The organism is Vibrio sp. 10N.286.49.E11, assembly GCF_041469505.1.
Classification (GTDB): Bacteria; Pseudomonadota; Gammaproteobacteria; order Enterobacterales; family Vibrionaceae; genus Vibrio; species Vibrio crassostreae_C.
Genome location: NZ_JBFRKQ010000116.1, coordinates 1 through 26,848, shown reverse-complemented (window position 1 = coordinate 26,848; position 26,848 = coordinate 1). Strand labels below are relative to the sequence as shown.

The following is a 26,848-nucleotide window of genomic DNA, read 5'->3' as shown; positions in this document are numbered from 1 at the left end:
GAAAGCCGCGATGAACCTTAAATTTGAGGGTGTAGAAAATGAAAAGATACCCACCTAAGTCTATCGTTGCATTCTTGTTTTTGACTATATCAGCGCTGGTTTTAGTTGCGGCTGTCGTGCTTCAAATTCGCGGTGAACAAGCGTGCGATAAAACAACGCTGATAATTAGATTAAGAGCCATGCTATTGAAACATCGCTCTTTTTTTTAGATTTGGATACGCGCTTTCTTGTTTAATCGCGAGTTTGTTCGGCATTCAAATGCCGAATCAACTTGGCTGGAGTGCCGCCGTACAGGCAATCTGGTAGTACATCACTGTTAACCACTGAGTTCGCTGCGATAACAGAGCGAGCGCCAATCGTAACGCCTTGGTTGATGACTGAGTTTCCACCAATCCACACATCGTCTTCGACTGTGATAGGTAGGCAGAAAGTTTCCCACTTACGGCGGCTGAGATAATCCAGTGAGTGGGAGGCTGTGTAAAACTGGGCACTTGGCCCTATCAATACATTGTTACCAATCTTGATATTCGCGCCATCAAGCATCACCACGTTCATGTTGATAAAGGTGTCGTCACCGATCTCGATGGTTTTGCCAAACTCGCAATGAAAAGGAGGACGGACAACGCTGCTTCCTACTTTACCAAACAGATTAGCCTGAAGACTTGGCAGTTGAGTATCGTCTGAACATTGATTCAAGTCTGATAGCGCCTTGCTGGCGTGAGTGCGCATGTGGTCTACCTCATGGTCTGCGCCATCAAAAATCTCGCCGGACAGCATTTTCTCGAGTTCTGTTTTCATTGTTTGCATCCCATTCGTCAACATCGATATTAGAATACGGATAATTGGACATAAAAAAAGAGAAAAGCCTAAGCCTTTCTCTTCCTGTTTTTCTACTTAGCAATCAAGATTGCTCAAATTAGATTTGCTCAACGAAACCCATTAGGTGCTGTTTCACTTCGTCTGAAGCAAAAGCGCTCTCTACAGAGTACTTGTAGATCTCTGCGTAGTCTTCTTGTGTTAGACCGAACGTTTCACATACACGCTTCACTTCGTTAGTCATGGTTGTGTTCGACACAGTGCGGTTATCTGTGTTGATCGTTACAACGATGCCGTCTTTCTTGAATTCAGCAATTGGGTGGTCGCTGAATTTGTGAATACATTTAGTTTGAACGTTACTTGTTGGGCAAGTCTCAAGTGCAACTTGCTTCTCTTTAACGATGTTGTATGCGTCTTCGTTACCTTGGATGTGGACACCGTGGCCGATACGCTCAGCGTCAAGCAGTGTGACTGCATCGTAAACGTTCTGACCATGCCATTGCTCACCTGCGTGAACCGTCACACGGTAGCCTTGTTCAATAGCGTATTGCGTGTACTCAGGGAATTCAGCGCAGAAGCCCGGCTTTTCACCGCCTGCAATATCAAACGCAACCACGCCTTTACCAAGGTATGGTTTACCAGCGTCGATTACATCTTTGATTGAGTCTTTCGGGAACATACGAAGTACAGACATGATGTAGTTGCCCTTGATGTCGTATTTCTCTTCAGCACGCTTCATGCCTTTTACTGCGCTTGCAATGATCGTATCAAGAGACAGACCTTTGTTTACGTGCAGGATTGGCGCAAAACGAACTTCTAGGTACTTAACGTTTTCTAGTGCAGCGTCTTCGTAAAGCTCAAAAGAAATACGCTCAATTGCTTCTTCCGTTTGCATCACTTGCAGTGGCAGGCTAAAGCAAGCTAGGTACTCATCAAGGTTTTTGCAATCTTCAGGCACTGTTAGAGACTTTACTACCGCTTCACGGTCTTCTGGAAGTTCGATTCCGTACTGTTTCGCCAGATCAATAATGGTGTCTGGACGAACGCTTCCGTCTAGGTGGCAGTGCAGATCAATCTTAGGGAGTGCTAGAAAGTTCATGAGTATTCCTTAGGTCTATTATTTTTTGAGTTATTAACTCATAGGTTACATGGGCTTAAATTAACAAGTTTGCGATATGATTTAAAGTGACATAAAGTCATCATTAATCTGAATCTAAGGAATATCATGGTAGATGTTAAAAGCTTACTCAAATGTGATATGAATTTACTGCTGTGTTTACACGTGTTGCTTGAAGAGCGCAGCGTGAGCAAAACGGCAGAGCGATTGTTCCTTAGTCAGTCTGCGGTGAGTAAACAACTCACTAAGCTGCGTTCTTTGTTTGACGACCCTTTGTTTGAACGTGAGTCAAAAGGCCTGTTTCCAACACCGAAAGCCACCTCTTTAGCGCCTAAAATTCATCAAATCCTTCTGCAAGTTGAACAGCTAACCGTGGCGGACATTTTTGAGCCGAAAGACAGCGAACGTACTTTTAATATCGATCTTGTTGAAACCGCTTATACCGCGATTTACCCTAAATTTATGCCGACTGCGCTCGCGGATGCGCCTCACATTACCGTTAACAGTTCAACGTGGAGCAGCGATAGCTTCAAGCGCTTACTAAAGCGTGAGGTCGATTTCGGGATTGGAATTTTTGAGCTCGATGAAAGGGCTAGCACCCACATTCAAAATATCCCTGCCGAGCTAAACCACGTCGAGTTGCTGCAAGATTACTCTGTGTGCTTGATGCGAAATGATCACCCAGTACTTCAAGAAGAGTGGAATCTGCAAGCCTTCCTTAAATACCGTCATATTCAGTTAGTCACTGGTGGCGTTGGCGACTGGTTGCTACTGGAAATCTTGCAAGCCAAACAGCTTCAAATTAACAAAGCCGCCAACGTGTCGGACATCACCAGCGCAGTAAAGCTGTGCAAACAAAGCGATTTGCTGATGTGTTATCCGTACAACTCGGTTCGTGACTATATTGAGAGTGGCGAACTGGTGATGAAGCCGATTCCTATTGAGTTGGTTCCCGGTGGTTTGTTTTTGCTTTGGCACCGTTACTTTGATTCTGAACCAAGCCACAAATGGCTTCGCGACCTCATAGTCAATAAGACCCAAGAACCTCAGCTGTAAACCGCGAGCTACGATGATCAAAACGGCGAAATAAGTTTTTTTAAATTTATTTCGTCTTTTTAGAATGAGCATTGTCTTATTACGGGTGCCAAATGCCCGCCAAGAATGAGATATCTAAATGAATCCAATGCCATCGATTCGTTGGTGTTGATTGATTAGTGCTTAATCCTGATGACAGACAGACAGAAGTAAGGCCAACGTGTATACGCTGGCCTTTTTTATGGTTCTTCGCAGATTAGCGCCAAGTTGGATAAGCGACTCGGCTTGTTGTTACGTTATGCTGGAACCTTAAAACAAGAATCTTGATTGCTGTATTTTGGTACGAAGCACAATTTGTCTGCCGACATTTTTAAGCCGTTTTGCATCTGGATATGTGTTACCGCCCAAATCACGCAGCCATGAGGCAAATTGAATAGCGAGCGAGTTTGAGTGAACAACACGCCGTCATCATAGGCTGGTGTAATGTTCGTCGCTTTGCCTTGCCACGCCTTATGAGTGGTTTGCACATCAATATTTGGAACAATCAATGAGAGCATTTCTGGCTCAACGTCTTTTACGACTTTCAAGCAGATACGACACCCATCGTAGTATTGTTCTATCCAGATTTTATGTGGAATAGCGTGATCATCCCAACCCAGTTGTAAGATATGTTCCATGACTTTGTCCTTGGTATCTAAGAAGGAAAGGCAGTGCTCAACACTGCCTGAATTAGCTCAAATATTATTCGTAACTTAAACCATGTCCGAACGGGTAAAGGGTGTCGGCTTGATCATACCCAGGGTAGTCTGAGTCTTGGTTTTGAATGGCTTGGGCACTGTTCGCTAAAGCAAATGGCAGTTTTCCTTGAGGAGCAAAGTTGCCTGAAAGTACTTCCATTAGGTTGCTGTCCGAGACACCAAATGTGGCGATCACGGCACCGGCTTGCTTAAGATTACTTTGATCGTCTAGCACGAAGGGTTGTCTAAAGTTGATGGACAATACCGTTTTGTCAGCGCCCACTTCGTTCATAACGGCTTTAATGTCGCTTAGGCTTGGTTCAATATGCCAAGATGCAGCTGTAGCCATTTCACTGAACGCAAGAATATCGAGTTCATCTGGGTTCGCGCCACCAAAGATAAGATCAGGATCTGAGCCTTCGTTAGATACGCGAACACGAATAACCGCATAGTCCGTATCGGCTGGTACTGGTGGAAGCGTTTCTCCCGCTTCGTAATCTCCGGAAGTCACGGTAAAGTTGTACTTGTCGTCTCCTGCAATGTTTTCGTCCATTCCCATGACATACAGAGCAACAGGATTTTGTGCGGTTGATTCAGCTAGAGGTAAAGTCTTATTGGTATTTTGAAGTAAGACGACAGACTTTTTCTGTGCGTAATCAGCGCGTTCTTGGTACTTCTCGTTGCCTAAAATCTCTTGGGCTTTTTTCTCATCAACGTAAGTGTTTTCGAAAAGGCCAAGCTTGAATTGTTCTTCAAGTAAGCGTGTGACTGATAGGTCGACACGCTCTTCGGTAAGCAGATCTTTTTCCACGAGTTTCACGATGACTTCTTTATCATGGAAACCTGAAAGAACATCGACTCCAGCTTCGACCGCCATGGCAACCTGCTCATCAATCGTTTTGTGTTCCACACCCCATGCACGATCGCCAATAATGCCGGTATCTGAGTTCACGTTACCTGTGTAGCCCAATTCGTCTCTGAGAAGGTCGGTAACAATGCCTTTTGAGAAGGACATACCAACATCGTTTGGCATCCACTTTTGATCTACAGGGATGCCGTAGTAAGGCATGATTGAAGAAGCGCCAGCCTCAATCGCAGCAATAAACGGTTTTAGGTGGTAATCAAAATTGTTCTTTGGATAGACTTGGTTTTTACCGAAGTCATAATGTGGGTCACCACCGTTTTCTTGTGGACCGCCACCAGGGAAGTGTTTGATGGTTAGCGCGATACTGTCTTCGTTGACCTCACCGCCATCCTGCAACCCTTTGATAAGTGAGCGCATAATGTCAGACGCTAAATCTGCATCTTCGGTAAAGGTTTCGTGTACTCGGTACCAACGAGGTTCTGTCGCCAAATCCATCATGTATCCGTACATACTGCGTAGGCCAATTGAAGACCATTCTTCATTCATGATACCTGCAAATTCAGTGATTAAATCCATGTCGCGAGTGGCTGCTAAACCTGCCTCTTTAGGCCAAGCAGAAAAGGCACCTGAAGAAACGTTGATCCCTGCTTTAGCTGATGGATCTATGTGGTTACGAGCATTGGATTTGAATAGAGCGGGGATACCCATTCGCGTCTGTTCACGCAGTTCTTGAACACTATTCATGAACTGGGCAGCTTCTGTTGGGGTTATCTGACAACCTGAACGGCCTGAATCGCAATCAGGCGCATTGGTAGGTGTTTCAACTACGCTGTTACGGAAGATAAAGCGCGTCATTTGGGCATCGCCAATCATGTCTTGTCCTTTACTACTAACGAGCCCACCTTTGGACGAGTTTAAGGTGTCAATGAGCATCATGCCGGCTTTCTCATCTAGCGTCATGCGGCTAACCAAGTCTGCTGCTCGCTCTTCTGGAGATAATCGCCAGTCTTCAAAAGGCTCCAGTGTTCCATTACCGTTAGAATCTCGGAATTGGTAGCCCTCAACGTTCAATACATCATGAACACGAGAGTGAACTTGGGGTTGCTGGAAGTTATTGTCGCTATCAGATGAGTTACATCCTGCAAGAAGCAACGCGATTGCTATAGGTGTCAGGGTAAGACGCTTCATGGTCACGATCCTATTGTTAGTATAATAATAAGTACATGACCAATTTTAATAACTTACGGATTATTGGTTAACCAAAATAAATCAAACTAAAGATTTGGATCACCATATAAATTTAATTGGTGATTTAATTCAATTTAGTATTGGAAATATATTGACGACGTTTAAATAACGTAAACTTAACTATATTTAATTTTTTGATATCCAATTAATTCCCCATTTAATTAGTGATGTATTACTTCCATATTTTAAATCTAGAATAAAAAATATATTGCCTATTTTATAGTTAACAATCTGCGCTGATGTAAACGATAGATAGTGAGCATGTTGGTGACAATAAAGGTGATTTCGACAAAGGACCCGCCAATCGAACCAATCCAAATGTTATGGCTAGCCCAACAGAAGGAATTGAATAAGATCAAGGACCTCAATGCGATGCCTTGTCTTGAAAAGAGTGCCCATGTCGCAACGGATGAACCAATAACCGTAATAAATTCAAAGAAATGATTCATGTTGGGTAAAGTCATACACCACATCAAGCCAATAAAGAACCACATCACTTTGCGCGATTGAGTTTTTATCGATACATAGCTGCGAATAGCATTAATAATTACGCCTATAGCCGCCACTATGGCACCCATTAATATGAAATGGATACTCATGACAAAACAAAAGATCATCATCTGGTAGCGAAAACGCATATCATCTTTTTGCCAAAAGGCCATTACACCGATACAAAAAGCCAGGCCGCCAACACCTTGTGTTATCCAGTTTTCCATATTTAGCCTTTATTTTTAGATGCTATCGAGCACAATTAAATATTAACTTTGATAGAATAATGCTCAACCATAAAATAACCCTCCAAAAGGAGGGCTAGATATAATGCTAAAGGTGCTATTGCATTAGGTTTAATTGACTAACTTAACGGCTTCACGAGTTAAATGAGCCAGTTCTTCCCAATTGCCTTCTTCAATCAGCTTCTTATCCACCATCCAAGTACCACCACATGCGAGTACTCGAGGTATCGCTAGGTAGTCTTTAATATTGTTTGGGTTAATGCCACCTGTCGGCATGATCTCAATATCCGTGTAAGGCGCAAGAAGTGACTTAACCATGTTGATGCCACCTGATGCCTCAGCTGGGAAGAACTTCAATGTGGTTAAGCCCATTTCTAGAGCGGCTTCTACTGTACTCGGGTTGTTGACCCCAGGAATGATATCAATACCAATCTCTTGGCAGGCTCTTACCGTGTTTGGGTTTAAGCCAGGAGAGACCACAAACGTTGCGCCCGCTTCTTTAGCCGCGATAGCTTGCTCACGATTGAGCACAGTGCCAGCGCCGATCAACATATCTGGTTGTGATTCACGAAGTAGACGAATAGCTTCGACAGCAGCCTCAGAACGGAACGTGATTTCTGCTGCAGGTAAACCATTTTCAGCTAACACTTTACCCAGAGGGATGATGTCTTCAGCGTTGTCGATAGCGATCACAGGGATAACTTTCAGTGTTTTTAGTTGTTGTTTGATGTTCATTGGTATTCCTTAAATGGCTGTGATGGCCGCTTGAGTAAGTTCTTTTGCAATAATGGCACCGCGATGTTGGATAACGACGCCTGCCATTGTATTGCCACGCTGGCACGACGTTGTTAAGTCTTCACCCGCAAGGTAAGCAGATAAAAATCCGCCATTGAATGAGTCTCCTGCCGAGGTCGTATCAACGACATGTTCAACAGGTTGGGTCGGCACCGCCCGTGGAGCCGAAGCGGTACCAGAATTTAGATTTATGTCACTTTGAATTGCGGCATCTTGAATGAGACAGCCATCTGCACCCAGTTTGACGACGCATTGCTTAACACCTAGTGAAGTTAGACGTTCGATGGTTTGTTCTGGTGAAGTATCTCCCCAAATCAACTGTTCATCATCGAACGTGACTAAAGCTAAATCTGTCAGCGTATACATGGCTTGGTAGCTGTTCTTAACGGTTTGGTTTTCGTCCTGTGGCCAAAGCGCAGGGCGGAAGTTACTGTCGAAGGCGATCTCAACGCCTTGCGTCTTCAATTCAACCAAGATGTTCAATAACTGGATACGATCTTGCTCGGGTAGAATCGCTAATGTGATGCCACTGAGAAAGACCATATCGACGTTGCGCAAAGCTTGTTTTATCTGGCTAAAATCTGGATGTTGCAACAGGTACCGTGCTGCTGACTGATTACGCCAGTATAAGAAGGTACGCTCACCTGCGTCATCAAGCTGAATCAGGTATAGACCCGGAGTACGTTGGCTGTCTTGTAGAACAAGTTCAGTCGACACCCCTTCTTGATGCCAGCGTTCTAACATTCCCTTGCTAATCGGGTCTGCGCCCAAAGCCGTGACGTAGGACACTTTGATGTCATCTTGATTGAGGTTGGCCTCGCAGCCGCGGATTAGATAGACCGCAGCATTGAGTGTGTCTCCGCCAAACGTTTGATGCATTGAGCCGAACGGTTTGCCGTTAAGCTCGATCATGCACTCACCAATAATGGCGATATGTTTCATGGGTTACGCCCTCTCTTCGAAGTAGCGTTTTGCGTTTCCAAAGCAGATGTCTTCGACCATAGGGCCAAGCAGTGACATGTCGTTTGGCACCTCGCCGTTTTCAGCCCAACGACCAAGCATGTCACACAGAATTCGGCGGAAGTATTCGTGGCGTGTGTACGACAAGAAGCTGCGGGAGTCAGTCAGCATGCCGACAAACTGGCTAAGCAGACCAAGCTGAGATAGCTGTTCCATTTGGCGTTGCATGCCGTCTTTCTGATCGTTGAACCACCAACCAGAACCAAACTGAACTTTGCCCGCGATGCCGCCACCTTGGAAGTTACCAATCATGGTTGCCATCATCTCGTTATCGCGAGGGTTTAAGCAGTAAAGAATGGTGCGAGGTAACTCGTTGCTTTGATCCATTTCGTCTAACAGGTGAGCCAATTCGAAGGCAAACGTCTTATCGCTGATCGAATCAAACCCTGCATCTGCGCCTAACAGTTGGAACATGCGCGTGTTGTTATTGCGCTGAGCACCAATGTGAAGCTGCATTACCCAACCCATTGCGGCGTAGCGCTTGCCTAACCACACCTGAACCGCAGTTGAAAACTGCGCACATTCTAGATCGGTGAGCGTTTCGCCATTGAGGCGTCGAGTTAACAGGGCATCCAAATCCGATTCTGATGGAATAGGTGCGTAGCGAACCACTTCAATACCGTGGTCAGCCGCACGACAGCCATGGGCATTAAAGTGGACTAAACGCTTGTCTAGCGCACTCAACAGATCATCAAATCGACGGATCTCGATATCGGCTACTTGACCAAGTTGGCGCAGGTAATCGACAAAGGTGTCGAGTTCGATTTTGAAGGCTTTATCTGGGCGCCAGCTTGGTAACACTTGTACATCAAATGAATTGTCTTGAGCGATCGCCTTATGGTGTTCAAGAGAATCAATTGGATCGTCTGTCGTACCAGCCATCACCACATTCATCTGCTTCATGATGCCGCGAGCACTAAATTCTGGTGTCGCTAATAGCTCGTTGCCTTCGTGCCAAATTTGGTCTGCGGTTTCTGGACCAAAGAGAGTGCCAGTAATACCAAATGGGCGGCGTAGTTCTAAATGAGTCCAATGGTAAAGTGGGTTGCCCAAGGTTTGAGGGACGGTTCTAGCCCAGGCCATGAACTTATCATAATCGCTTGCGCCTCCAGTAATCAGACGCTCATCAATCCCTGCTGAACGCATACCACGCCATTTGTAGTGGTCACCTTCAAGCCAAATCTTAGACATGTTTTCGAACTGACGATCTTGAGCCACTTCTGCCGGGTTTAGATGGCAGTGATAGTCATAAATCGGCTGGTGGCTTGCGTGTTCATGGTACAAACGACGTGCAGTCTCATTCGACAGTAAAAAGTCTTCACATAAGAAATTCTTCATTGTTTGTACTCCTTATAACGCAGCCACGGTCGCAACGGCACCGTGTTCAATTAATGATTGGTACGCTGAACTTACCGCATCAATGACCTGCGGGTCTTGGCCTAGCTCGGCAGGGAAAATCGCTTCAACCGCAAGTAATGCTGGAACCACAGAAACATTGAGTCCATGCTGGTCGCAGATCTGGCGAAGTGTGTCTGCCATTGGATCGCGGACATCAATCTCATTGCCTTGCTCATCAACGCCAGATACATAGCGCATCCAGCCAGCGATGGCGGTTGCAAGCCACGAGAAATCTGAGCCTTGATCTAAATGGAATCGTAAGCTGCCACCCATACGTTGAGGGATCTTCTGGCTGCCATCCATCGCAATCTGCCACGTCTTGTGCTTCAAGCTTGGGTTAGTGAAGCGGTTGATCAGCAAGGTTGCGTAACCTTCTAAATCAGTCCCTTCAGGCATCGTTAACGAAGGTGCCTGTGATTTCATCATCATGTCAAAAGCGGCTTTTCGGTAGCCAGCATCCGTCATAGTGTCGGAAATATGGTCGTAGCCACCAAGGTATCCAAGGTAAGCAAGGAAAGAGTGACTGCCATTGAGCATGCGCAGTTTCATCTCTTCGTAAGGCACTACATCTTCTACGAACTCTGCGCCAGCGACATTCCAATCTGGACGACCTGCCACAAAGTTATCTTCAATCACCCATTGGCGGAAGGGTTCACAGGCGATGCCACATGGGTCTTCACAACCAAGCAGTTCTGCAATTTCTGTCAGTGTTTCTTCTGTTGCTGCGGGTACGATACGGTCAACCATGGTGCATGGGAAGGTGACATTGGTTTCAATCCAATCACGTAATTCTGGGTCAAGCAGTTGAGCAAACTCAATGATCGCTGCTTTTGCTACATGACCGTTCTCTTGCACGTTATCGCAAGACATGACCGTGAATGGTGTTAAGCCACGTTCACGTCGAATTTTGAGCGCTTGCACAATGTAACCTAATGCTGATTTAGGTTCGCTTGGGTTAGCTAGGTCAGCGATGACTAATGGGTTATTTTTGTCGAGTTTTCCTGTCGCTGGGTCTGCGCAGTAGCCTTTCTCTGTGATGGTCATAGAAACGATAGCCACTTGAGGTTCGGCCATTTTTTCTAATACGGTTTCGATGCCGTCTAGGCTTGGGTGAAGAGATTCGGCCACTGAGCCGATCACTTTAACGTCTGTGGATTCAGCGCCTTTTTCAGCAACCGTGTAAAGGTGATCTTGCGTGCGAAGTGATTCAATTAAGTCTTCGCCTCCGAATAGGTTAATTTCGCAAATACCCCAATCAGTGCTGGTCTTGCTGAGCATTTCATTGGTGAACAACGCTTGATGCGCTCGGTGAAATGCACCGAAGCCAAGGTGCACGATACGGCTTTGGAGTGCTGAACGGTCGTAGTCAGGTCGTAGTACAGTGTTTGGCAGCGTAGAGTTAGCAACAGTCTTCATTATTCAGTTCCTTTTCCCGCCAGCGAACCAGCGGGATTTTATTATTTGATAAAGCGTTTGAGTGTTTAGCAGTCTTAGAATCTATCTGTGACCAAATTACGAACCGTAGCCCAGTACCAATTCAGGTAGGAACAAGCTCAGCTCAGGGATAAAAGTAACGGCCATTAGGGCTGCAATAAGTGCGGCATAGAATGGCAATAAAGGCTTGATGACTTTGTCGATGGCAATGTTGGCAACCGAACAACCGATGAACAGAGCACTGCCTACTGGCGGTGTACAGATACCGATAGCAAGGTTGAAGGTCATCATGATGCCGAAGTGCACAGGGTCGATGCCTAGGTCTAGCGCGATTGGTAAGAAGATTGGTGTGAAGATAAGAACCGCAGGGGTCATATCCATAAAGATGCCAACAATCAACAGAATCACGTTGATAATCAGTAGGATCATTAGTGGGTCTTCGGAAACCGCGAGTAGAGCATCGGCAATCATGTAAGGTACATCGGCGTTCGCCATTGCCCAAGACATGCCCATTGATGCGCCAACCAGTAATAGAACGATAGATGTTGTTACTGCAGACTCAAGGATGATCTTTGGAATATCACCCCATTTCACTTCGCGGTAGACAAGCACAGCTAAAACAAACGTGTATACCACAGCAATTGCGGAAGCCTCAGTCGCAGTAAAGATACCGCCAATGATGCCGCCCATGATGATGCCGATCAGTGCTAAAGAAGGTGCTGCTTTTAGGAAGGTATTCCATACCATTGATGTGGAAGGACGAGCTGCGACTGGGTAGCCACGACGTTTCGCGATAATACCTGCCACCATCATGATGCTCAGCCCCATCAATAGGCCTGGGATGTAGCCTGCTAAGAACAATGCTGCAATAGAGGTACCACCAGAAACTAATGAGAACACGATCAGCGTGTTGCTGGGTGGGATAAGCAAGCCCGCAGGACATGACGTAATATTTACCGCAGCCGAGTAGTTTTCGTCATATCCATCTTTCTTTTGCAGAGGAGACATAGTGCCACCAACTGCAGCAGCCGATGCAACCGCTGAGCCTGAGATAGACCCAAACATCATGTTTGCCATCACGTTTACGTGGGCGAGTGAACCTGGTAGACGACCACCCAACACTTTCGCGAAGTTGATCAAACGCAGCGCGATGCCGCCTTGGTTCATGATGTTGCCCGCCAAAATGAAGAACGGAATTGCTAATAGTGCAAAGTTATCAAGGCCTGCCGCCATACGTTGAGCAACTACAGCAATTGCAGGCTCAAGCGGTAAGCTCATTAAGATGGTTGCTAGTGACGATAAACCAATCGCAAAAGAGACCGGTACACCGATTGTAAGCAGTACAGCGAAACTACCGAATAATGTCAGTATTACTTGCCATTCCATTGTGAAATCCTTCTATCAATCAAGTTGTGAGTCGGTGATCAAATCGTCACCTGACATTAATTGTTTAACGCGTTCGTAGGTAAATACGACTGAGTAAAAAATCATCAAAGCGCCACTAACCGGTAAGCAGAAGTAGATGTAGCCCATTTCTAAACCTAGAGCGGGAGTCAGTTGTCCCATCGCAAGTGTTTTAGCTGCAAGTTGGCTGCCACCGTGTACCAGAACGATATAAGAGAAAGAAGCGATGGCTATTTGGATAATGATTTCGTTGATTAATTTACGTTTGCCAGTCAGCTTCATCGTAAGTAGGTCGATGGCAAGGTGGCGTTTCAGACCTGTTGTGTAAGCAGCACCAATCAGGGCTACCCACATAAAGAGGTAACGAGCGAGCTCGTCGGTAACAGTACTTGGTTTGCCAATAACATAGCGGGATAGAACCTGCCATATCACGCATAGCACCAAGAAAGACGATAGAGACACTGTAAAGGCGGCCAACCCTCTATTTATGTAACTGACCAATTTATTCATGTTTATTTCCTTTCAACAAAATTGCGTATCTCATAACAATTGGTTTACCAATGTAAGAAATTGTTTCTATGTAGGGATGGGATGTTCAAAAATCTGGCTGAATCATAAGCTATTCATTTTTTTGTTGGCGTGAGCAACTTCACAAATGATTTTGGTTGACCAATTTATGGGTTTTTATTGTGATATTGGTCAATCAATTTTAATTTCAGCTTTGACGGTTCCTTTTTTGAGCCCCAATATGAGCCCATAACAAAAAACACCCTACATTTTGGATAACCAATCCACGGAGAATAAGAATGATGATGACGCGTAAAACTTTGATTAGTGCGGTTGTCGGTGCTGCTTTGACTTTTGGAGCAACAGCTTCTGCTTATGCAGCGACAACATTGAAACTGAGCCATAACCACCCTCGTGACCATGCAGTACATGAAGCGATGACGTTTATGGCGAAAGAAGTACGTGAATTGACTGATGGTGAGGTGCGTATCCGTATTTACCCTGATGCTCAATTGGGTACACAGCGTGAATCTATGGAGCTGATGCAGAACGGCGCTTTAGATATGGTGAAAAGTAATGCTGCTGAGCTAGAAGCTTTTTCTCCTGCTTATTCATCATTCAACATGCCTTACTTATTCCGCGATCAAGCGCACTACTACAGTGTGACAGATGGTGAAGTAGGCCGTGACATTCTTAACTCTTCTCGTGATAGCGGCTTTATTGGTGTGACTTACTACGACGCTGGTGCGCGTAGCTTCTATACCAATAAGCCAATTAACACACCAGAAGATCTGAAAGGTTTGAAAGTTCGTGTTCAACCAAGCCCATCAGCAATTGCGATGGTGAAAGCGTTAGGCGGTAACCCAACGCCACTAGCTTACGGTGAGTTGTACACAGCACTGCAGCAAGGTGTCGTAGATGCGGCTGAAAATAACATTCCTTCTTTCAGCTTGAGCCGTCACAGTGAAGTGTCTAAATACTTCAGCTTAGATGAGCACACGATGGTTCCGGATGTGTTGGTTATCTCAACCAAAGCATACGATAAACTGACTGCAGAACAACAAGATGCGCTAATGAAGGCGGCAAGTGATTCATCTGAATTGATGAAAAAATTGTGGGCTGAATCGGAAGCAAAAGAGCGTGCTAAAGCCGAGAAAATGGGCGTTACTTTTGTGGAACCAGACAAGGCTGCGTTCGCACTAGCGGTTCAACCTATGTACGACGCGCTAGATAAAGCGGACCCAGAATTGAGCGCATTGATTGACCGTATTCAGGCTGTTGAATAACGAGCAAATATAGAAAAAAGAGTAATACAAAAACAAGGTGTTACTGCATTTTAAGATATAGAGGTTGACCAATTATATTTGGTCATTATGATGGCGAGAGAAATACAATGGAAAGAAGTGACAATATCATCATGATGCCTTTCGAGCCGAAAAGACCTTATCAGGAGATAGGGTTAGTACTAAGAAAAGAACTGATTGAAGGCCTGTATAAGGTCGGAGATAGGTTACCTCCAGAACGCGATATTGCTGATCGTCTAGATGTAAGCCGCACTGTAGTGCGTGAAGCGATCATCATGCTAGAGCTTGAAAACTTAGTTGAGGTAAAAAAAGGGTCAGGTGTTTATGTCCTGAACATTCCTACTCATTCTCGCGAGAATGTGGTCAGCGATGACGCTGGTCCATTCGAGATGCTGCAGGCCCGCCAATTACTGGAAAGTAATATCGCGGAGTTTGCGGCAACTCAGGTCACTCCGGGCGACATCATTAAGATGCGCTCTGCACTCGAACTCGAGCGCGAAGAGCTTGCAAGCGGCACTACCGATTGCAGCGGAGATGAAAGATTTCACATGTGTATTGCAGAGGCAACTCAAAACTCTGTGCTGGTAGATATGTTGAAACAATCCTGGGATCGACGCGAAAAGAGTCCAATGTGGAATAAACTCCACTCTCACATCAGTGGTCAAGATTACCGTGAAGAATGGTTAGATGATCACGCTCGTATCCTCGCCGCCTTACAGCGCAAAGACCCTGTCGCTGCTAAGAACGCAATGTGGCAACACCTTGAGAATGTTAAACAGCGTTTGTTAGCGCTGTCAGACATTGATGACCCAAACTTTGATGGTTACTTATTTAGCTCCAACCCAGTGGTGCTGCTTAGCTCAGAAAGCTAGTTCTGAAGCTAATGTTGAATTCAGCGACAAGGCTCCTCTTGAAAGCTGATTCATTCAATAGGTTGTAGATAGGTAATCGTCTTTAGACCGGCGTAGACCGGTGCTATCTCGGGCAGTAATTGTCATTGCTGCCATTAAGAAGTCGTTATTGCATTTAGCTTGATTAATTCGAGCCGGCTAAGTGCGTCTTAAAGAAAGGTAAGTCTCATGGAACAAACGTGGCGTTGGTACGGCCCTAATGATCAAGTCTCGCTAGACGATATTCGTCAAGCGGGCGCAACTGGTATTGTGAATGCACTGCATCATATTCCAAATGGTGAAGTTTGGACAAAAGAAGAAATCCTCAAGCGTAAAGCCATTATCGAAGAGAAAGGTTTAACGTGGTCGGTTGTAGAAAGCGTGCCTGTGCACGAAGAGATCAAAACTCAAACTGGCAACTACCAGCAGTGGATTGATAACTATAAGCAAACTCTGTCTAACCTTGCTGAGTGTGGCATCGATACGGTTTGTTATAATTTCATGCCAGTGTTGGACTGGACGCGTACCGATTTAGAATTTGAAATGCCTGATGGCTCGCGCGCACTGCGTTTTGACCAAATCGCGTTTGCGGCATTTGAGCTGCATATCTTGAAACGTCCAGGTGCAGAATCGGACTATTCAGAATCAGAGCAAGCTCAAGCGTTGGATTACTTCAACAACATGACGCCAGAGCAAATTCAGCAACTGACTAATAACATCATCGCTGGCCTGCCAGGCGCTGAAGAAGGTTACACACTAGAAGCGTTTCAAGCACAGCTAGATCGCTATGCGGGAATCGACAAAGACAAGCTACGTGAGCACATGTCTTACTTCCTCGCTGAGCTGATGCCTATCTGTGATGCGAATGGCTTGAAGATGGCGGTTCACCCAGACGATCCACCGCGTCCGATTCTAGGCTTGCCTCGCATCGTTTCAACGATCGAAGACATTGATTGGTTGACCGAGCATGTACCGAGCAAAATGAATGGCTTGACGATGTGTACGGGTTCATACGGTGTTCGTGGCGACAATGATCTGGTTAATATGATCAAAAAGCACGGTGACCGAATTTACTTTACGCACCTGCGTTCAACTAAGCGTGAAGAGAGCAACCCAATGACATTCCACGAAGCAGCGCACCTCGATGGTGATGTGGACATGTACAACGTTGTGATGGCTATTTTGGATGAAGAAAATCGTCGTGCAGAAGTGGGCGATCACCGCTTAATTCCAATGCGTCCGGATCACGGTCATCAAATGCTGGATGACCTTAAGAAAACCACTAACCCAGGTTATTCGGCGATTGGTCGATTGAAAGGCTTAGCTGAAGTTCGTGGTTTAGAGATGGCATTGAAACGCGCTTTCTATACCAAGTAACGACGGCATCTAGCTTTAAAATACTTTTAAAAACCAGAACTCATGTTCTGGTTTTTTGTATCTGAGCTCAGTAAAACTTCAGAGTTTGGATAACAACAATCACGCCCCTAACTTGGTAAAGGCCAACGGGGTTTGTCCAGTTTGCTGTTTGAAAAAAGCGATAAACGCACTGTTAGATGAGAACTCTAGCAAATGTGCCACATCAACGACTTGTCGGTTTTCTGAGAGCAGTTCAATCGCTTTAAACAAGCGCCATTGCTGTCGCCACTCTTGGTAAGTCATGCCTGTTTCGGCTTTGAATAATCGAGTAATCGTTTTGGTGCTTGCGCCAACCGAGTTAGCTAATGTCGATAATGCAGGGGCGAGAAAAGAGGCGGTTCGGACTTGTTTGCAAAAGCTTTTAAAGCGGCGATCTGTCGGTAGTGGCAAGATAAACGAGTGTTGGTTAGCACTGTAAAACTCTTCCCAGAATAGGTTGGCGGTATTGGTGGTTTGCTCGCGGGCAACGTCCCAATCCCAGAAAGCCATCTTATTGATCAGGGCTTTTAAAAGCTCATTCACTTCCACAATTTCAATCGCTTCTGGGCAGGTGTAAATACTGCTATCAAAATAGAGCGACCGATAAGCAACCACATTGGTCATCTGCGCGCGATGTTTGGTATAAGGCGGGATCCACACGGCTTTAGTCGGCGGCAAAATGCAAATGGCGTTTTTTAAGGTCAAGGTGATGCAACCCTGTGGAGCATACAACAGCTGTCCTTTTACGTGGTGATGTATTCCTGAATCATGCTGACCTAGCTCTGCCGCAATCCCTATTACGGGCGCAGGTAAGCTGTCTGCATCAAACTCAATCGTTTCGCTGATTAATGCCATTTGTCCTAATCTTGTTGTTTTTGGTTTTAATGTTGTTAACGAGCCAAGGTTAGTTTCCCCTAGACTCCTCGTCAAGTTCACTGGTCTTGGAAAAATGATGAAAACAAAACCTTCTTTATGGCAAATGGTGCTATTGCTGATGTTCCCTCAAATCGCAGAAACCATCTATAGCCCGACTCTGGATTCAATATCGAAATCCTTTGATGTGAGTTACGCACAAGCGGCGCAAACCCTCTCGATCTACTTCTCAGCGTTTGCGCTCGGTGTTGTGGTATGGGGCATATTGGCAGACAAATGGGGGCGCCGACCAACCATGTTACTGGGCATGGGGTTATTCGCCTGTTCAGCACTTATTGCTATGCAAACCGACAGCTTTACGTGGTTGATGATAGCCAGAGCCATGGGTGCTTTCGGGCTTGCGGTGGGCTCGGTGGTGACACAAACCATGTTGCGCGATGCCTTTAGCGGCGCGGAACTGGCCAAGGTGTTTGGTTACATGGGGATGGGGCTGTCGATTAGCCCAATCATCGGGCTGCTTCTTGGCGGTCAACTAAGCCAAGCGGGCGGGCATCAATATGTGTTTATTGCCTTGTTTATTATGGTGTTAGCGTTGTTGGCACATAGCCTATGGTCATTGCCTGAAACGCAACAATCTAAGCAGCCATTGCAGTTAAAGTCACTCAGTATTCACATGATCAAAGATAGCGATATATGGATGTCTGCGTTGCTGGTTGCGTCGTTCAATATTGCGCTATTTTCCTATTATCAATTGGGTTCATTTGCCTTCATTCAACTTGGATTTAGCGTTGAGCAGTTTGGCTACAGCGGCATTGTGCTTGGGTTCGGGACTCTGTTGGGAAGCTTGGTGAACAAGACATTGTTGAAGAGACAAGTGTCTTCAATGTCTCTGATTGGTATCGCAGCAGGGCTTCAAACATTAGGTGCGGTGGGTGTGTATTTTTCACAACACACGATCTGGTTCTTGCTTCCAATGATGTTGGTGGTTATGGCGTTTGGTATTGCGATCCCCAATGTGTTGAGTCGCACATTAGTCAGCTACCAATCTCAAGCAGGAAGTGCAGGCGCACTGTTTGGTTTGATGTATTACACCTTGATCGGCTCAGGGCTCGCTTTAGCGGGAATGATTCAAGATTTAGGGGTGGTGTTGGTACTTTGCGGCGCTTTGTCTGTGTTGGTGACGATACGCAACCGACTCCAGATCAAACGCTAAGTCTCTCATCTGTATTGATAAATTCCGTGTCCTGTTTGGCGCGGAATTTATCATTTCTTGGTGTGTAAATTTGGATATTGACAGAGGTAGAGTGATCGTTCTACCCTGTAAGTAGAACAATCATTCTACCCTTTGTCGGGTATTAAGAGAGCACTATGTTGAGAGAACAGATTGCAGCAAGCCTTGAAGTGGCGTTTAGCCAGCAAGGTTTTGCGGAGCCGAGCGTTGCACAGCTGAAAACCGCGTGCAACGTGAGCCTGAGAACCTTGTATAAACACTTCCCTTCAAAAGAAGCGATGATCGTTGGGGCGTTAGAACATCGTCATCAGCGCTACTTGAGTCTGCTGTTGGAAGATTCCCCTAGCTCGGGCTACCAAGCGATTACTCATATCTTCAACAAGCTTCAACAGTGGATGGAAGAGCACGCGCCGCACGGTTGTTTATCGATGAACGCACTGGCTGCTTTTCCTGACAACGAACTGATTAACCAGGCCGTAATCGAGCATAAGAAAGAAGTTCAGGCGTTAATGGCTAAGCAAAGCCAAAGAGAAGACCTCGCTTCAGAGCTCTTTCTACTTCATGAAGGCGTATCAAGCGCGTGGCCAGTATTGGGCGAAGAAGCAGTGGCATCGGCACAGAATATGGTGACAAAATTACTCAAGGAAACAGTATGAATTTTGAAGTGCCAAAAACAATGAAAGGCGCAGAGATGTTAGGGCACGGCGGGGCAGAAATGCTGGGTTACCGTGAAGATATCGCTGTTCCTCAAATTGAACCTAATGAAGTGCTGATCAAGGTGATGGCCGCAGGCGTGAACAACACCGACATCAACACACGAATCGGTTGGTATTCTAAAAGTGATGATTCAGACGATGCAAGTTGGTCTGGCGAAGCGTTGAAATTCCCTCGCATCCAAGGTGCTGATGTGTGCGGTTTTATCGTAGCCGTTGGTAACGAAGTCCCTGCTGATCGTATTGGTGAGCGTGTTCTGATTGAACCTTGTCTGACTGAAGTGTACGGGCGAGATCTACCACAGCCATGGTATTTCGGATCTGAGTGCGATGGCGGTTTTGCTGAATACACCAAAGTAGCAGCTAAGCACGCTTACGCGGTGAACAGCACAATGTCGGATGTTGAGCTGGCGTCTTTCCCATGCTCTTACTCGACCGCAGAAAACATGTTGACTCGCGCCAACGTGGCTGAACCTGATCGCGTGCTTATCTCAGGTGCATCGGGCGGTGTGGGTTCTGCGGCTATTCAGCTAGCAAAAGCTCGTGGCGCGTATGTGATTGCGATTACCAGCCCAAGCAAGAACCAACAGTTACTTGAACTTGGCGCTGATGAAGTGATTGCTCGTGATGCGGATTTGGTTAAAGCGCTAGGCGAAAGTAGCGTGAATGTAGTTATCGATTTAGTGGCAGGTGACAAGTGGCCTGAGTTCCTTGAAGTGCTGAAACCACATGGTCGCTATGCCGTATCAGGCGCGATTGGTGGCGCTATGGTTGAGCTTGATGTCCGAACTTTGTATCTCAAAGATCTCAGCTTTTTTGGTTGCACGGTTTTAGAGCTACAGGTATTCCAAAATCTAATCAACCGTATTGAGAAGCAGCAGATTGGCGCCATCGTCGCAGAGTCTTACCCGCTGGCCGATATTCATAAAGCGCAAGATGAGTTCTTAAAGAAAAAACACGTTGGTAAGATCGTGTTGGAAGTGGCAGAGCGCTAGTTTTAGTCAGCTTCACGGTTTAGATTTATGTAAGAGCGAGCCAGTATCATGTGCTCGCTTTTTTGTTTCTGGCGAATACAGGAGGCCTAGTCTCGCAGGCTGTTGAGTAACAGATCTTATACAGCTGAAAAGTTAATGATTCATTTGTCACTGTGTGGTTTATTAATTAACTGTGCGATAATCACCGCCGTTATATATCCCTATCTATGTTGTATTCATCTAGGAGCCGTATTGATGTTTAAAAGGGTATTGCAGGCGCTATTCTCGCCTTTTGTTGATTCAAAAAACAAACCCTCTGCAGAGCCTGTCCAAAAAGAGCAACAACAAACCGTTGCTACTGATTCTGTTCGGTCTTCAATCTTTGTTCCGCCTTCGTCAGCTCAACCATCATCATTAATCGTCGATAAGACGCTTAGCCTTCACGATGGTGAGTTCCTTGATTATTTGTTTGGAGAGTCTCGCCTTCGAACGGAGTCAGACCCATTTAGTGATTTTGTCGCTTTTCAGATCGAACGTTTGATTCGCTCTCCAAAAGCATTGCTTAATGAACTGCCTGTGATGCCAGCCTCTGTGACCACGTTAATGGCAGAATTACAGAGCGATGAGTTTGATGTCGATGCTTTGTTAAGAGTGATTGAGCGCGAGCCGAGTATGGCTGCCGATGTGATTAAGTTGGCAAATAGCGCCTTTTACAAACGCAATGAAAAACAGGTTACCGACCTAAAAACAGCATTCCTAAATATGGGTTCTCAAGGGCTTATAGAAGGGGTAGTGAATAGCTACATGAAGAACTTCACGCCGGGGAACAATATTTACTGGCGTCACTTCGGTGAGAAAATTTGGAATCACAGTGTTCAGACGGCGTCGTTTTCTAAGGAGTTGATGAAAGACTCTTCATCTCAAGAAGATCAAGCAGCGGCATACTTTGTTGGGTTGATTCGCAACTTAGGCAAGATGATCATTTTCCAGATGATGGTAGAAGCCTTCAAACATGTAGATCCTTCTGTTCCGCCTAACTCGTTAGCATTGAAGCGCCTGATGAACAGCTACTCCATTCGCCTGACTTACACCATTGCTAAGTTCTGGGAACTGCCAGAATCAGTGTTGACCGCGATTGGCTACCAAGAGTCGAGCCGATACGAATGCACGCCACTTGGTCAAGCTGTGTTTGAAGCTAACTACTTGAGTGAGCTGTGCTATTTACTGGAAGAACAAACGATTGAAGTCGAGCAATTTAAGCGCAGATGCAAAGAGACACTGATGTCTCCGGCTGCATACAAAGTGGCTAACCGTATCTATAAAGAGTCTGAATTATCGCTAGTGAGCTAACCCTTAGCCTATTCGACCTACGCTGTGACTGAACATAATGATTGGTTGCAGCTTGGTTGGGCTAGGTTGTGAAATACATTCAGCTACGAAATACGCTTACAAATGGCTAATCCACAGCTTGTCGAGTTCGCACCAACCGAAACCATTTACTTGTGCGCCGTGTATCTTTTCAGAAACCTCTAAGTTGAACGCCTCTTGCTTGAGCTCAGTCACAACCCCAGATTCATGCAACCAATGCCGGAGCGACAACAGTGCATTCATCGCTAACTCAAAGTCTGGTTGGTTTGTTATTGAAGCTAAGCCTTGTTCGATTGTCTCTAGCATCTCAGAAGGTAAAGTTAATTCCTCAAACGGGAAGCGAGTGAAAAAGCTTAACCACGAAGTGAAGGTGTCGTTCTCATCAATAATACTGCACAGCGCGACGTCTTTGGTAGTTAGGTAGTGAGTTAGGTAGTGCCCATATTCCACGCTGGTTTTGTGGTCGCCGGATACTGATAATTGCTCGAAAAGGGTTTGGCATTCAGAGGTGTCTTCAACGGTGAACTCCCGCTCTGTTTTCGACAACGCTGGGTTTTGAATTTTGAAGAAGGTTGAGCCGAATTCCGGTTGGGAAGCATGGCCATCGCAACGCACAGTGGTCGTTTTCTCGGGCAGTTTCACGCACACCTGATTTTGAGCGCAGGCTTTGCTCTGTGCCCATTCCGGGTAGACCCACAACTCGACTCGATTAAGAATCGGCGTGCTGTGTGAATACGCGCTATTGCGGCTCAATCTCAACATCTTGCTTGAGAAGATGTCTAATGAGAACGCGCCAGATCCAATCAGCCTATCAGTCGGTGATGAGTGATCGAATACGGAGGCTTCAGCCCTAGCAAGTAGGCGCGGTAAATGCCAATCAGGTTGATTCAATTTCACGACAACCACATTGCCTGCCAAGACAGAGACCTCATCAATATGCTGATAACAGCGACGCCATATTTTGCTTTGGCAGAGCGAGTTAAGGTTGCGTGCTATGTCTTGAGGTTCGAGTGTTCGACCGTTATGAAAGTGAACACCATTGCGAATCTGAAAGTGCCACTGTGTCGCATCTTGATTAGGCTGCCAATGATAAGCCAGATCGCCGCTGAGTTTGCCGTGCTTAACGGAGGTTAGGCGTTGGCAAACTTGCATAACTAAGAAACGTTCGGTGCGTCTAAGCACGCGTTGAGGGTGAAGCGCTTCGAGTTCTCGGTGAAACGGGATGTACGCGATATTCTGCGTCGACGGATTGGTATTGCTTAGAAAGGCTTGCAACTCAGTGCCAGCATTGCGGCCGTTGAAGCTCAAGGTGCTAAACACCTGTTCTATGTTGCCTGCGTCAGCTTGGGTTTGTGCGTATTGGTAACACGCCTCAATGGGTTCAACCAGACACGTGAGTTGTGCCTTCTTGCTGCGGCCTGAGCTAGCTTGCCACTCAATCCAGCCTTGTGCTGTCATCGCTTTGAGTAAGGTCTGAACGTGACGTTCACTCACGTGCAGCAGTGTGGCCAGTTGGTTGACCTGACAATGTGATACTCCAGGCCCAAAAGCCTGAAATATCTTTTCATACAGTTCAAGCTTGCGCTTAAGGTTGCCCAATTTGCTTTTCCTAACGACGAGGTTGAGTTAAATGTGGACAGCCAGAGTCAATCAGTGCTTTTTCCATCGTGCCGAGAACTCGAGAGGTTATCTCTGAGCTTAGGATATTCGATTCAGTTTTGCCTTGAAGCACCAAATCTGAAAAATGGTCGATTTCAAACTCGAATCCATTCCCTGTCACTCGGTAGTTAATGGTCGACTTTTTGCCTTGATGTTCAATCTCAATAAAGGCCGGATTCCACCATTTTTCGTGAATGGTGATTTTGGTTTCAGGTCCACTCAAGTGTGCTGTTCGGGGAAGGTTTTGCACTGTTGATGCCGATATCTTACCGCTTATATCACCAGAGAATGTAAAGCATGCATTGGTATCAACATTCGCTCCCTCATAAAGACACGACATCTCTACCTGAGGTTTTGAAGGGTTTACACCCAGCGTTCGGCACAGATCGTAAAAGAACCAAAGCCCATAGACCCCAACATCGAGTGTTGCTCCGCCTGACAAATCCGGATTGAAGATAAACAAATCGGGCTCATAGTCATGATGGTTACCAAAGCTGGCTTCGATTGAATCTATCTGAATGTTGTTATCGACCAAGAATGATTGGAGCTCACGATATGCGGGAAACACCACGGTTTTCATTGCTTCTAACAGCATCACGCCATTTTGCTTCGCGAGAGCTTTCATCTCAAGCCAGTCACCAAGGTTGGTAAAAGCCGGCTTCTCGACCAATACATGTTTTTTATTCTTTAGAAACAACTCAGTGAGTGGCTGGTGGTATGGGTGAACCGTAGCGATGTAAACCGCTTCAACACTTGGGTCATTCGCCATCTCTTCATAAGAACCATACGCCTTGTCGCAAGCAAACTTGTTGGCGAACGTGGCTGCGCGTGAGTGATCTCTGGCGGCAACCGCATCAAGCTCACCATGCAGACAGTGCTCTGTTACTGCAGTCGCGAATCGATTGGCGATATTGCCTAGCCCTGCGATGCCCCATTTAATTTTTCGTTGCGTGTCGCTCATCAGTTGCTCCAAATCGTTGTTTTGTATCAGTGTACTCAGAGACGTCACATACAAATAGAGAACAGATTTCTCAACCTGTTCTCTATTTATTTTATTCTAGTTGAAGCTCAGGATTAGCTCTGTATTGAGTGTTTCCAATCGGCTAGGGCTTTAATGTGTTTTGGCCCGATGCCACAACAGCCACCGATAATATTCGCGCCCAGTGCATGCCAGCGTTTAGCGTAAGTTAAGTAACCTTGGCCATCCAGCTCACGCATCTCCTGAAACATATCATTCGCTTCATGTTCGTTGCTGATAGGCGCAAAATTGTTGGCATAGACACCAACTTCTAAATCACTGCCTAGCTCATCGATCACTTTCTTGGCATCGATAATGGCTTGATCCATCACTTCAGGCACTGAACAGTTAAACATAATGCCTGTCGCGTTTGATTGGCAGGCAAGTTTGATCGCGTCTGTTACGCTCTCGCCAGAACGAATATTGGCAGAATCGCCCTTGGTGTCTTCCAAACTGAATGCGTAGTAACACGGCTTATCTGACTGCTTAAGAACCGCATGAATGGATTCGAACTCTTGCAGGCTGCAGATGGTTTCCGCTATCCAAAGATCGATGTTTGGATCCTGGGCATCGTAAAGCGTTTGAATGATTGGCGCTGCCTCTTCTACCTTAAACAAGTCTGGTCGGTAGCTGCCAAATGGCGGTGGAATCGCGCCTGCTACTTTCACTGTGTGGGGTGCATTGTCTGCAACTGCTTTAGCCAGCTCACCAGACAGTGTGGCTAGTTCAAAGCCTCGCTGCTCGAACAGCTCTTCACCCAAATGAAAAGGCACACAGGCGTAGCTATTGGTGATTAGGATTTCAGCACCTGCATCGACAAAGTTTTGATGCGCTTGGCTAACAAATTCGGGTGCTTCAATCAGCGCTTGAGCACTCCAAAGCGGTTGAGAAAATGGCGCGCCAATTTCTTTGAGTTCTCGGCCCATGCCGCCATCAAGTATGGTTAGTGTTTTCATATTCAATACTATCTAAACAATTGCTGAAGTTCTGCTGCCACCATATCAGACAACCTTGTCAGACAGAAGCCATCAAGCCAGGTTCAACTATCGATGAGGGAGTTTCGTTATAGGTGGTCTAGCGGGCTAGTCGTGCCGCTAAAGTGTTGCCCAATAACGTGAGTGTATATCTGAGTTGTCTTAACATCACTGTGCCCCAGTAACTCTTGAACCGTTCTGATATCGGAGCCTGACTTTAGAAGTTGCTTAATAAATTGATTGTATAAATAGGCTAGAGCATTGAGAGCTACCTTTTGAGTATTGATGGCTACTTTTTGTTGATTAGCTAAATGAGAAAGAAAGGAGACAACTTCAGCGGCATGCATCTGTTCAGGGTGTTTAAGCTTATGAAAATGAATGAAGTATTTTATCCAGTAACAGTAGGCTTTGATTGTCTTGCGACTATAGCCTCGCATCGTCATATGTTCGCAAATTGCCTGCATGAATTGACTCGCCATATATTCCCCTCACAAAATCTGTACATACAGACAGTTTATTGCTTGTTGAATAATTAATGACTTAAAAAAGAGTGGTTTTTAACTCTGATTGAGCACGAATTTAACGAGAGGCTTATTTTAAATTATTGATTATACTGCAGATTTACGGGTGGTTAAGAATGAGGCCGAGCGTTACATAGTCGGCAATATGTGCTTGCACGTTTTCACACTTATTGTTTAGACCCACTTTTATATTAAATGCATAGCATTCAGTTGGTTATGAGTGACCTTTTTGATATGTTAAGCGGATGGATTCGTGCTTGCACAATATTAAAATGTTATGTGCTTGGAGGCTAAATGGTAACGTTCACAGAGAAAGAGTTAGATGCTGTGTTGAATAATGCAGTTGAAACCAATCCTGATTTTCTGAGATGGTTCGTTCATCAGACGAAATTTAGAAGTGGTGGATACAAGTACCTGTGGTCTCGTTCAGACCATCCTTGGGGAATAATTGACTTCGAAAGGCTTGATCCTGCAACTAATGGTACAGTGACCGAAAGGCGTCAATCCGAAACAGATATTCTGGTGGTACTTGAGGGGCAAGATGGTGGCAGGGTCGCTCTCCACATAGAGAACAAATTATCCGACGGGCACTTTACGGAATATCAAGCGGAAATGTATTCGCAAAGAGCTAAACAATGGATGAACAAAGAGAAGTTTAAGAACTATACAGACTTCCAAACCATCCTAATTGCTCCTCAATTCTTTTATAATAACAACATAGAGAAAGCTAGGTTGTTTGATTGCTATATAAGCCATGAAGATATTGGTAAGTATCTGGCGAAGTTCGCTTTAGAACGCACATAACAAATAAGGATTAA

General features: G+C 45.7%; 25 protein-coding genes. 9 read left to right on the top strand and 16 right to left on the bottom strand.

What is annotated here, in order from left to right:
- Nucleotides 1-231 precede the first annotated feature (231 nt).
- The gene (locus tag AB4167_RS21505) at nt 232-798 is read right to left on the bottom strand and encodes a sugar O-acetyltransferase (RefSeq protein WP_372136997.1); all 567 of its coding nucleotides are present in this window, start codon (nt 796-798) and stop codon (nt 232-234) included.
- Nucleotides 799-916: 118 nt separating this feature from the next.
- The gene (add, locus tag AB4167_RS21500) at nt 917-1,915 is read right to left on the bottom strand and encodes an adenosine deaminase (protein ID WP_372136996.1); all 999 of its coding nucleotides are present in this window, start codon (nt 1,913-1,915) and stop codon (nt 917-919) included.
- 126 nt (nt 1,916-2,041) lie between these two features.
- On the opposite strand from add, the gene AB4167_RS21495 reads away from it, so the two are divergent.
- The gene (locus tag AB4167_RS21495; protein ID WP_372136995.1) at nt 2,042-2,989 is read left to right on the top strand and encodes a LysR family transcriptional regulator; all 948 of its coding nucleotides are present in this window, start codon (nt 2,042-2,044) and stop codon (nt 2,987-2,989) included.
- A 275-nt stretch (nt 2,990-3,264) separates the two neighbouring features.
- On the opposite strand, the gene AB4167_RS21490 is transcribed toward AB4167_RS21495, so the two are convergent.
- From AB4167_RS21490 to AB4167_RS21450, 9 genes are all read right to left on the bottom strand, one after another.
- Nucleotides 3,265-3,645 (bottom strand): hypothetical protein, encoded by a 381-nt coding sequence (locus AB4167_RS21490; RefSeq protein WP_017057786.1) that lies wholly within the window; start codon nt 3,643-3,645, stop codon nt 3,265-3,267.
- A 64-nt stretch (nt 3,646-3,709) separates the two neighbouring features.
- Nucleotides 3,710-5,758, bottom strand: coding sequence for a glycoside hydrolase family 3 N-terminal domain-containing protein (locus AB4167_RS21485; RefSeq protein WP_372136994.1), 2,049 nt, complete (start codon nt 5,756-5,758; stop codon nt 3,710-3,712).
- Nucleotides 5,759-6,030: 272 nt separating this feature from the next.
- The gene (locus AB4167_RS21480; RefSeq protein ID WP_108094025.1) at nt 6,031-6,534 is read right to left on the bottom strand and encodes a YgjV family protein; all 504 of its coding nucleotides are present in this window, start codon (nt 6,532-6,534) and stop codon (nt 6,031-6,033) included.
- A gap of 129 nt (nt 6,535-6,663) precedes the next feature.
- A complete protein-coding gene (locus AB4167_RS21475) occupies nt 6,664-7,287 on the bottom strand; it encodes a bifunctional 4-hydroxy-2-oxoglutarate aldolase/2-dehydro-3-deoxy-phosphogluconate aldolase (RefSeq protein WP_372136993.1) in 624 nt (207 codons plus the stop codon).
- Between the two features lie 9 nt (nt 7,288-7,296).
- Entirely contained in the window at nt 7,297-8,289 is a 993-nt protein-coding gene (locus AB4167_RS21470) for a sugar kinase (protein WP_372136992.1), read from the bottom strand.
- Between the two features lie 3 nt (nt 8,290-8,292).
- Nucleotides 8,293-9,705, bottom strand: a complete 1,413-nt coding sequence (gene uxaC, locus AB4167_RS21465; RefSeq protein ID WP_102394443.1) for a glucuronate isomerase — start codon at nt 9,703-9,705, stop codon at nt 8,293-8,295.
- Nucleotides 9,706-9,717: 12 nt separating this feature from the next.
- A complete protein-coding gene (locus AB4167_RS21460; RefSeq protein WP_017068140.1) occupies nt 9,718-11,181 on the bottom strand; it encodes a fructuronate reductase in 1,464 nt (487 codons plus the stop codon).
- A gap of 96 nt (nt 11,182-11,277) precedes the next feature.
- Entirely contained in the window at nt 11,278-12,585 is a 1,308-nt protein-coding gene (locus tag AB4167_RS21455; RefSeq protein ID WP_017068141.1) for a TRAP transporter large permease, read from the bottom strand.
- Between the two features lie 15 nt (nt 12,586-12,600).
- Nucleotides 12,601-13,113, bottom strand: a complete 513-nt coding sequence (locus AB4167_RS21450) for a TRAP transporter small permease (RefSeq protein ID WP_017068142.1) — start codon at nt 13,111-13,113, stop codon at nt 12,601-12,603.
- 299 nt (nt 13,114-13,412) lie between these two features.
- Between AB4167_RS21450 and AB4167_RS21445 the strand changes: the two genes are divergently transcribed.
- The 3 genes from AB4167_RS21445 (at nt 13,413) to uxuA (ending at nt 16,681) form a co-directional block, all read left to right on the top strand.
- On the top strand, nt 13,413-14,396 hold the full coding sequence (locus AB4167_RS21445; protein ID WP_029235323.1) for a TRAP transporter substrate-binding protein: 984 nt from the start codon (nt 13,413-13,415) through the stop codon (nt 14,394-14,396).
- Nucleotides 14,397-14,503: 107 nt separating this feature from the next.
- Nucleotides 14,504-15,286, top strand: coding sequence for an FCD domain-containing protein (locus AB4167_RS21440; protein ID WP_017068144.1), 783 nt, complete (start codon nt 14,504-14,506; stop codon nt 15,284-15,286).
- A gap of 207 nt (nt 15,287-15,493) precedes the next feature.
- Nucleotides 15,494-16,681 carry a mannonate dehydratase gene (uxuA, locus tag AB4167_RS21435; RefSeq protein WP_017068145.1) on the top strand — a complete coding sequence of 396 codons (1,188 nt, stop codon included), beginning with the start codon at nt 15,494-15,496 and terminating at the stop codon, nt 16,679-16,681.
- A gap of 99 nt (nt 16,682-16,780) precedes the next feature.
- Here uxuA and AB4167_RS21430 read toward each other — a convergent pair whose 3' ends face one another.
- Nucleotides 16,781-17,554 carry a helix-turn-helix domain-containing protein gene (locus AB4167_RS21430; protein ID WP_102394444.1) on the bottom strand — a complete coding sequence of 258 codons (774 nt, stop codon included), beginning with the start codon at nt 17,552-17,554 and terminating at the stop codon, nt 16,781-16,783.
- A gap of 97 nt (nt 17,555-17,651) precedes the next feature.
- Here AB4167_RS21430 and AB4167_RS21425 point away from each other — a divergent pair, with 97 nt between their 5' ends.
- From AB4167_RS21425 to AB4167_RS21410, 4 genes are all read left to right on the top strand, one after another.
- Nucleotides 17,652-18,785 (top strand): multidrug effflux MFS transporter, encoded by a 1,134-nt coding sequence (locus AB4167_RS21425; protein ID WP_372136991.1) that lies wholly within the window; start codon nt 17,652-17,654, stop codon nt 18,783-18,785.
- 155 nt (nt 18,786-18,940) lie between these two features.
- On the top strand, nt 18,941-19,459 hold the full coding sequence (locus tag AB4167_RS21420; RefSeq protein ID WP_372136990.1) for a TetR/AcrR family transcriptional regulator: 519 nt from the start codon (nt 18,941-18,943) through the stop codon (nt 19,457-19,459).
- Nucleotides 19,456-20,511, top strand: coding sequence for an alcohol dehydrogenase family protein (locus AB4167_RS21415; RefSeq protein WP_372136989.1), 1,056 nt, complete (start codon nt 19,456-19,458; stop codon nt 20,509-20,511). Before AB4167_RS21420 ends, AB4167_RS21415 begins: the two co-directional genes overlap by 4 nt.
- Nucleotides 20,512-20,745: 234 nt before the next feature.
- The gene (locus AB4167_RS21410) at nt 20,746-21,840 is read left to right on the top strand and encodes an HDOD domain-containing protein (RefSeq protein ID WP_372136988.1); all 1,095 of its coding nucleotides are present in this window, start codon (nt 20,746-20,748) and stop codon (nt 21,838-21,840) included.
- Nucleotides 21,841-21,936: 96 nt separating this feature from the next.
- Here the strand turns inward: AB4167_RS21410 and AB4167_RS21405 are convergent, their stop codons facing one another.
- From AB4167_RS21405 to AB4167_RS21390, 4 genes are all read right to left on the bottom strand, one after another.
- A complete protein-coding gene (locus AB4167_RS21405) occupies nt 21,937-23,457 on the bottom strand; it encodes an SgrR family transcriptional regulator (protein WP_372136987.1) in 1,521 nt (506 codons plus the stop codon).
- Between the two features lie 10 nt (nt 23,458-23,467).
- Nucleotides 23,468-24,478 (bottom strand): Gfo/Idh/MocA family protein, encoded by a 1,011-nt coding sequence (locus AB4167_RS21400; protein ID WP_372136986.1) that lies wholly within the window; start codon nt 24,476-24,478, stop codon nt 23,468-23,470.
- Nucleotides 24,479-24,591: 113 nt separating this feature from the next.
- A complete protein-coding gene (locus AB4167_RS21395) occupies nt 24,592-25,491 on the bottom strand; it encodes a homocysteine S-methyltransferase family protein (protein ID WP_372136985.1) in 900 nt (299 codons plus the stop codon).
- 107 nt (nt 25,492-25,598) lie between these two features.
- The gene (locus AB4167_RS21390; protein WP_372136984.1) at nt 25,599-25,988 is read right to left on the bottom strand and encodes a site-specific integrase; all 390 of its coding nucleotides are present in this window, start codon (nt 25,986-25,988) and stop codon (nt 25,599-25,601) included.
- Nucleotides 25,989-26,324: 336 nt separating this feature from the next.
- On the opposite strand from AB4167_RS21390, the gene AB4167_RS21385 reads away from it, so the two are divergent.
- Nucleotides 26,325-26,834 carry a hypothetical protein gene (locus AB4167_RS21385; RefSeq protein WP_017069595.1) on the top strand — a complete coding sequence of 170 codons (510 nt, stop codon included), beginning with the start codon at nt 26,325-26,327 and terminating at the stop codon, nt 26,832-26,834.
- The last annotated feature ends 14 nt before the right edge of the window (nt 26,835-26,848 follow it).

What these genes read in the sequence shown, in the direction of transcription:
- AB4167_RS21475 (WP_372136993.1), bottom strand. Translation starts at nt 7,287, where the DNA reads ATGAACATCAAACAACAACTAAAAACACTGAAAGTTATCCCTGTGATC.
- add (WP_372136996.1), bottom strand. Translation starts at nt 1,915, where the DNA reads ATGAACTTTCTAGCACTCCCTAAGATTGATCTGCACTGCCACCTAGAC.
- AB4167_RS21495 (WP_372136995.1), top strand. Translation starts at nt 2,042, where the DNA reads ATGGTAGATGTTAAAAGCTTACTCAAATGTGATATGAATTTACTGCTG.
- AB4167_RS21470 (WP_372136992.1), bottom strand. Translation starts at nt 8,289, where the DNA reads ATGAAACATATCGCCATTATTGGTGAGTGCATGATCGAGCTTAACGGC.
- AB4167_RS21450 (WP_017068142.1), bottom strand. Translation starts at nt 13,113, where the DNA reads ATGAATAAATTGGTCAGTTACATAAATAGAGGGTTGGCCGCCTTTACA.
- AB4167_RS21385 (WP_017069595.1), top strand. Translation starts at nt 26,325, where the DNA reads ATGGTAACGTTCACAGAGAAAGAGTTAGATGCTGTGTTGAATAATGCA.
- AB4167_RS21410 (WP_372136988.1), top strand. Translation starts at nt 20,746, where the DNA reads ATGTTTAAAAGGGTATTGCAGGCGCTATTCTCGCCTTTTGTTGATTCA.
- AB4167_RS21490 (WP_017057786.1), bottom strand. Translation starts at nt 3,645, where the DNA reads ATGGAACATATCTTACAACTGGGTTGGGATGATCACGCTATTCCACAT.
- AB4167_RS21395 (WP_372136985.1), bottom strand. Translation starts at nt 25,491, where the DNA reads ATGAAAACACTAACCATACTTGATGGCGGCATGGGCCGAGAACTCAAA.
- AB4167_RS21455 (WP_017068141.1), bottom strand. Translation starts at nt 12,585, where the DNA reads ATGGAATGGCAAGTAATACTGACATTATTCGGTAGTTTCGCTGTACTG.
- AB4167_RS21430 (WP_102394444.1), bottom strand. Translation starts at nt 17,554, where the DNA reads ATGGCATTAATCAGCGAAACGATTGAGTTTGATGCAGACAGCTTACCT.
- AB4167_RS21415 (WP_372136989.1), top strand. Translation starts at nt 19,456, where the DNA reads ATGAATTTTGAAGTGCCAAAAACAATGAAAGGCGCAGAGATGTTAGGG.
- AB4167_RS21420 (WP_372136990.1), top strand. Translation starts at nt 18,941, where the DNA reads ATGTTGAGAGAACAGATTGCAGCAAGCCTTGAAGTGGCGTTTAGCCAG.
- AB4167_RS21485 (WP_372136994.1), bottom strand. Translation starts at nt 5,758, where the DNA reads ATGAAGCGTCTTACCCTGACACCTATAGCAATCGCGTTGCTTCTTGCA.
- AB4167_RS21425 (WP_372136991.1), top strand. Translation starts at nt 17,652, where the DNA reads ATGAAAACAAAACCTTCTTTATGGCAAATGGTGCTATTGCTGATGTTC.
- AB4167_RS21400 (WP_372136986.1), bottom strand. Translation starts at nt 24,478, where the DNA reads ATGAGCGACACGCAACGAAAAATTAAATGGGGCATCGCAGGGCTAGGC.
- AB4167_RS21505 (WP_372136997.1), bottom strand. Translation starts at nt 798, where the DNA reads ATGAAAACAGAACTCGAGAAAATGCTGTCCGGCGAGATTTTTGATGGC.
- AB4167_RS21460 (WP_017068140.1), bottom strand. Translation starts at nt 11,181, where the DNA reads ATGAAGACTGTTGCTAACTCTACGCTGCCAAACACTGTACTACGACCT.
- AB4167_RS21440 (WP_017068144.1), top strand. Translation starts at nt 14,504, where the DNA reads ATGGAAAGAAGTGACAATATCATCATGATGCCTTTCGAGCCGAAAAGA.
- uxuA (WP_017068145.1), top strand. Translation starts at nt 15,494, where the DNA reads ATGGAACAAACGTGGCGTTGGTACGGCCCTAATGATCAAGTCTCGCTA.
- AB4167_RS21390 (WP_372136984.1), bottom strand. Translation starts at nt 25,988, where the DNA reads ATGGCGAGTCAATTCATGCAGGCAATTTGCGAACATATGACGATGCGA.
- uxaC (WP_102394443.1), bottom strand. Translation starts at nt 9,705, where the DNA reads ATGAAGAATTTCTTATGTGAAGACTTTTTACTGTCGAATGAGACTGCA.
- AB4167_RS21480 (WP_108094025.1), bottom strand. Translation starts at nt 6,534, where the DNA reads ATGGAAAACTGGATAACACAAGGTGTTGGCGGCCTGGCTTTTTGTATC.
- AB4167_RS21445 (WP_029235323.1), top strand. Translation starts at nt 13,413, where the DNA reads ATGATGACGCGTAAAACTTTGATTAGTGCGGTTGTCGGTGCTGCTTTG.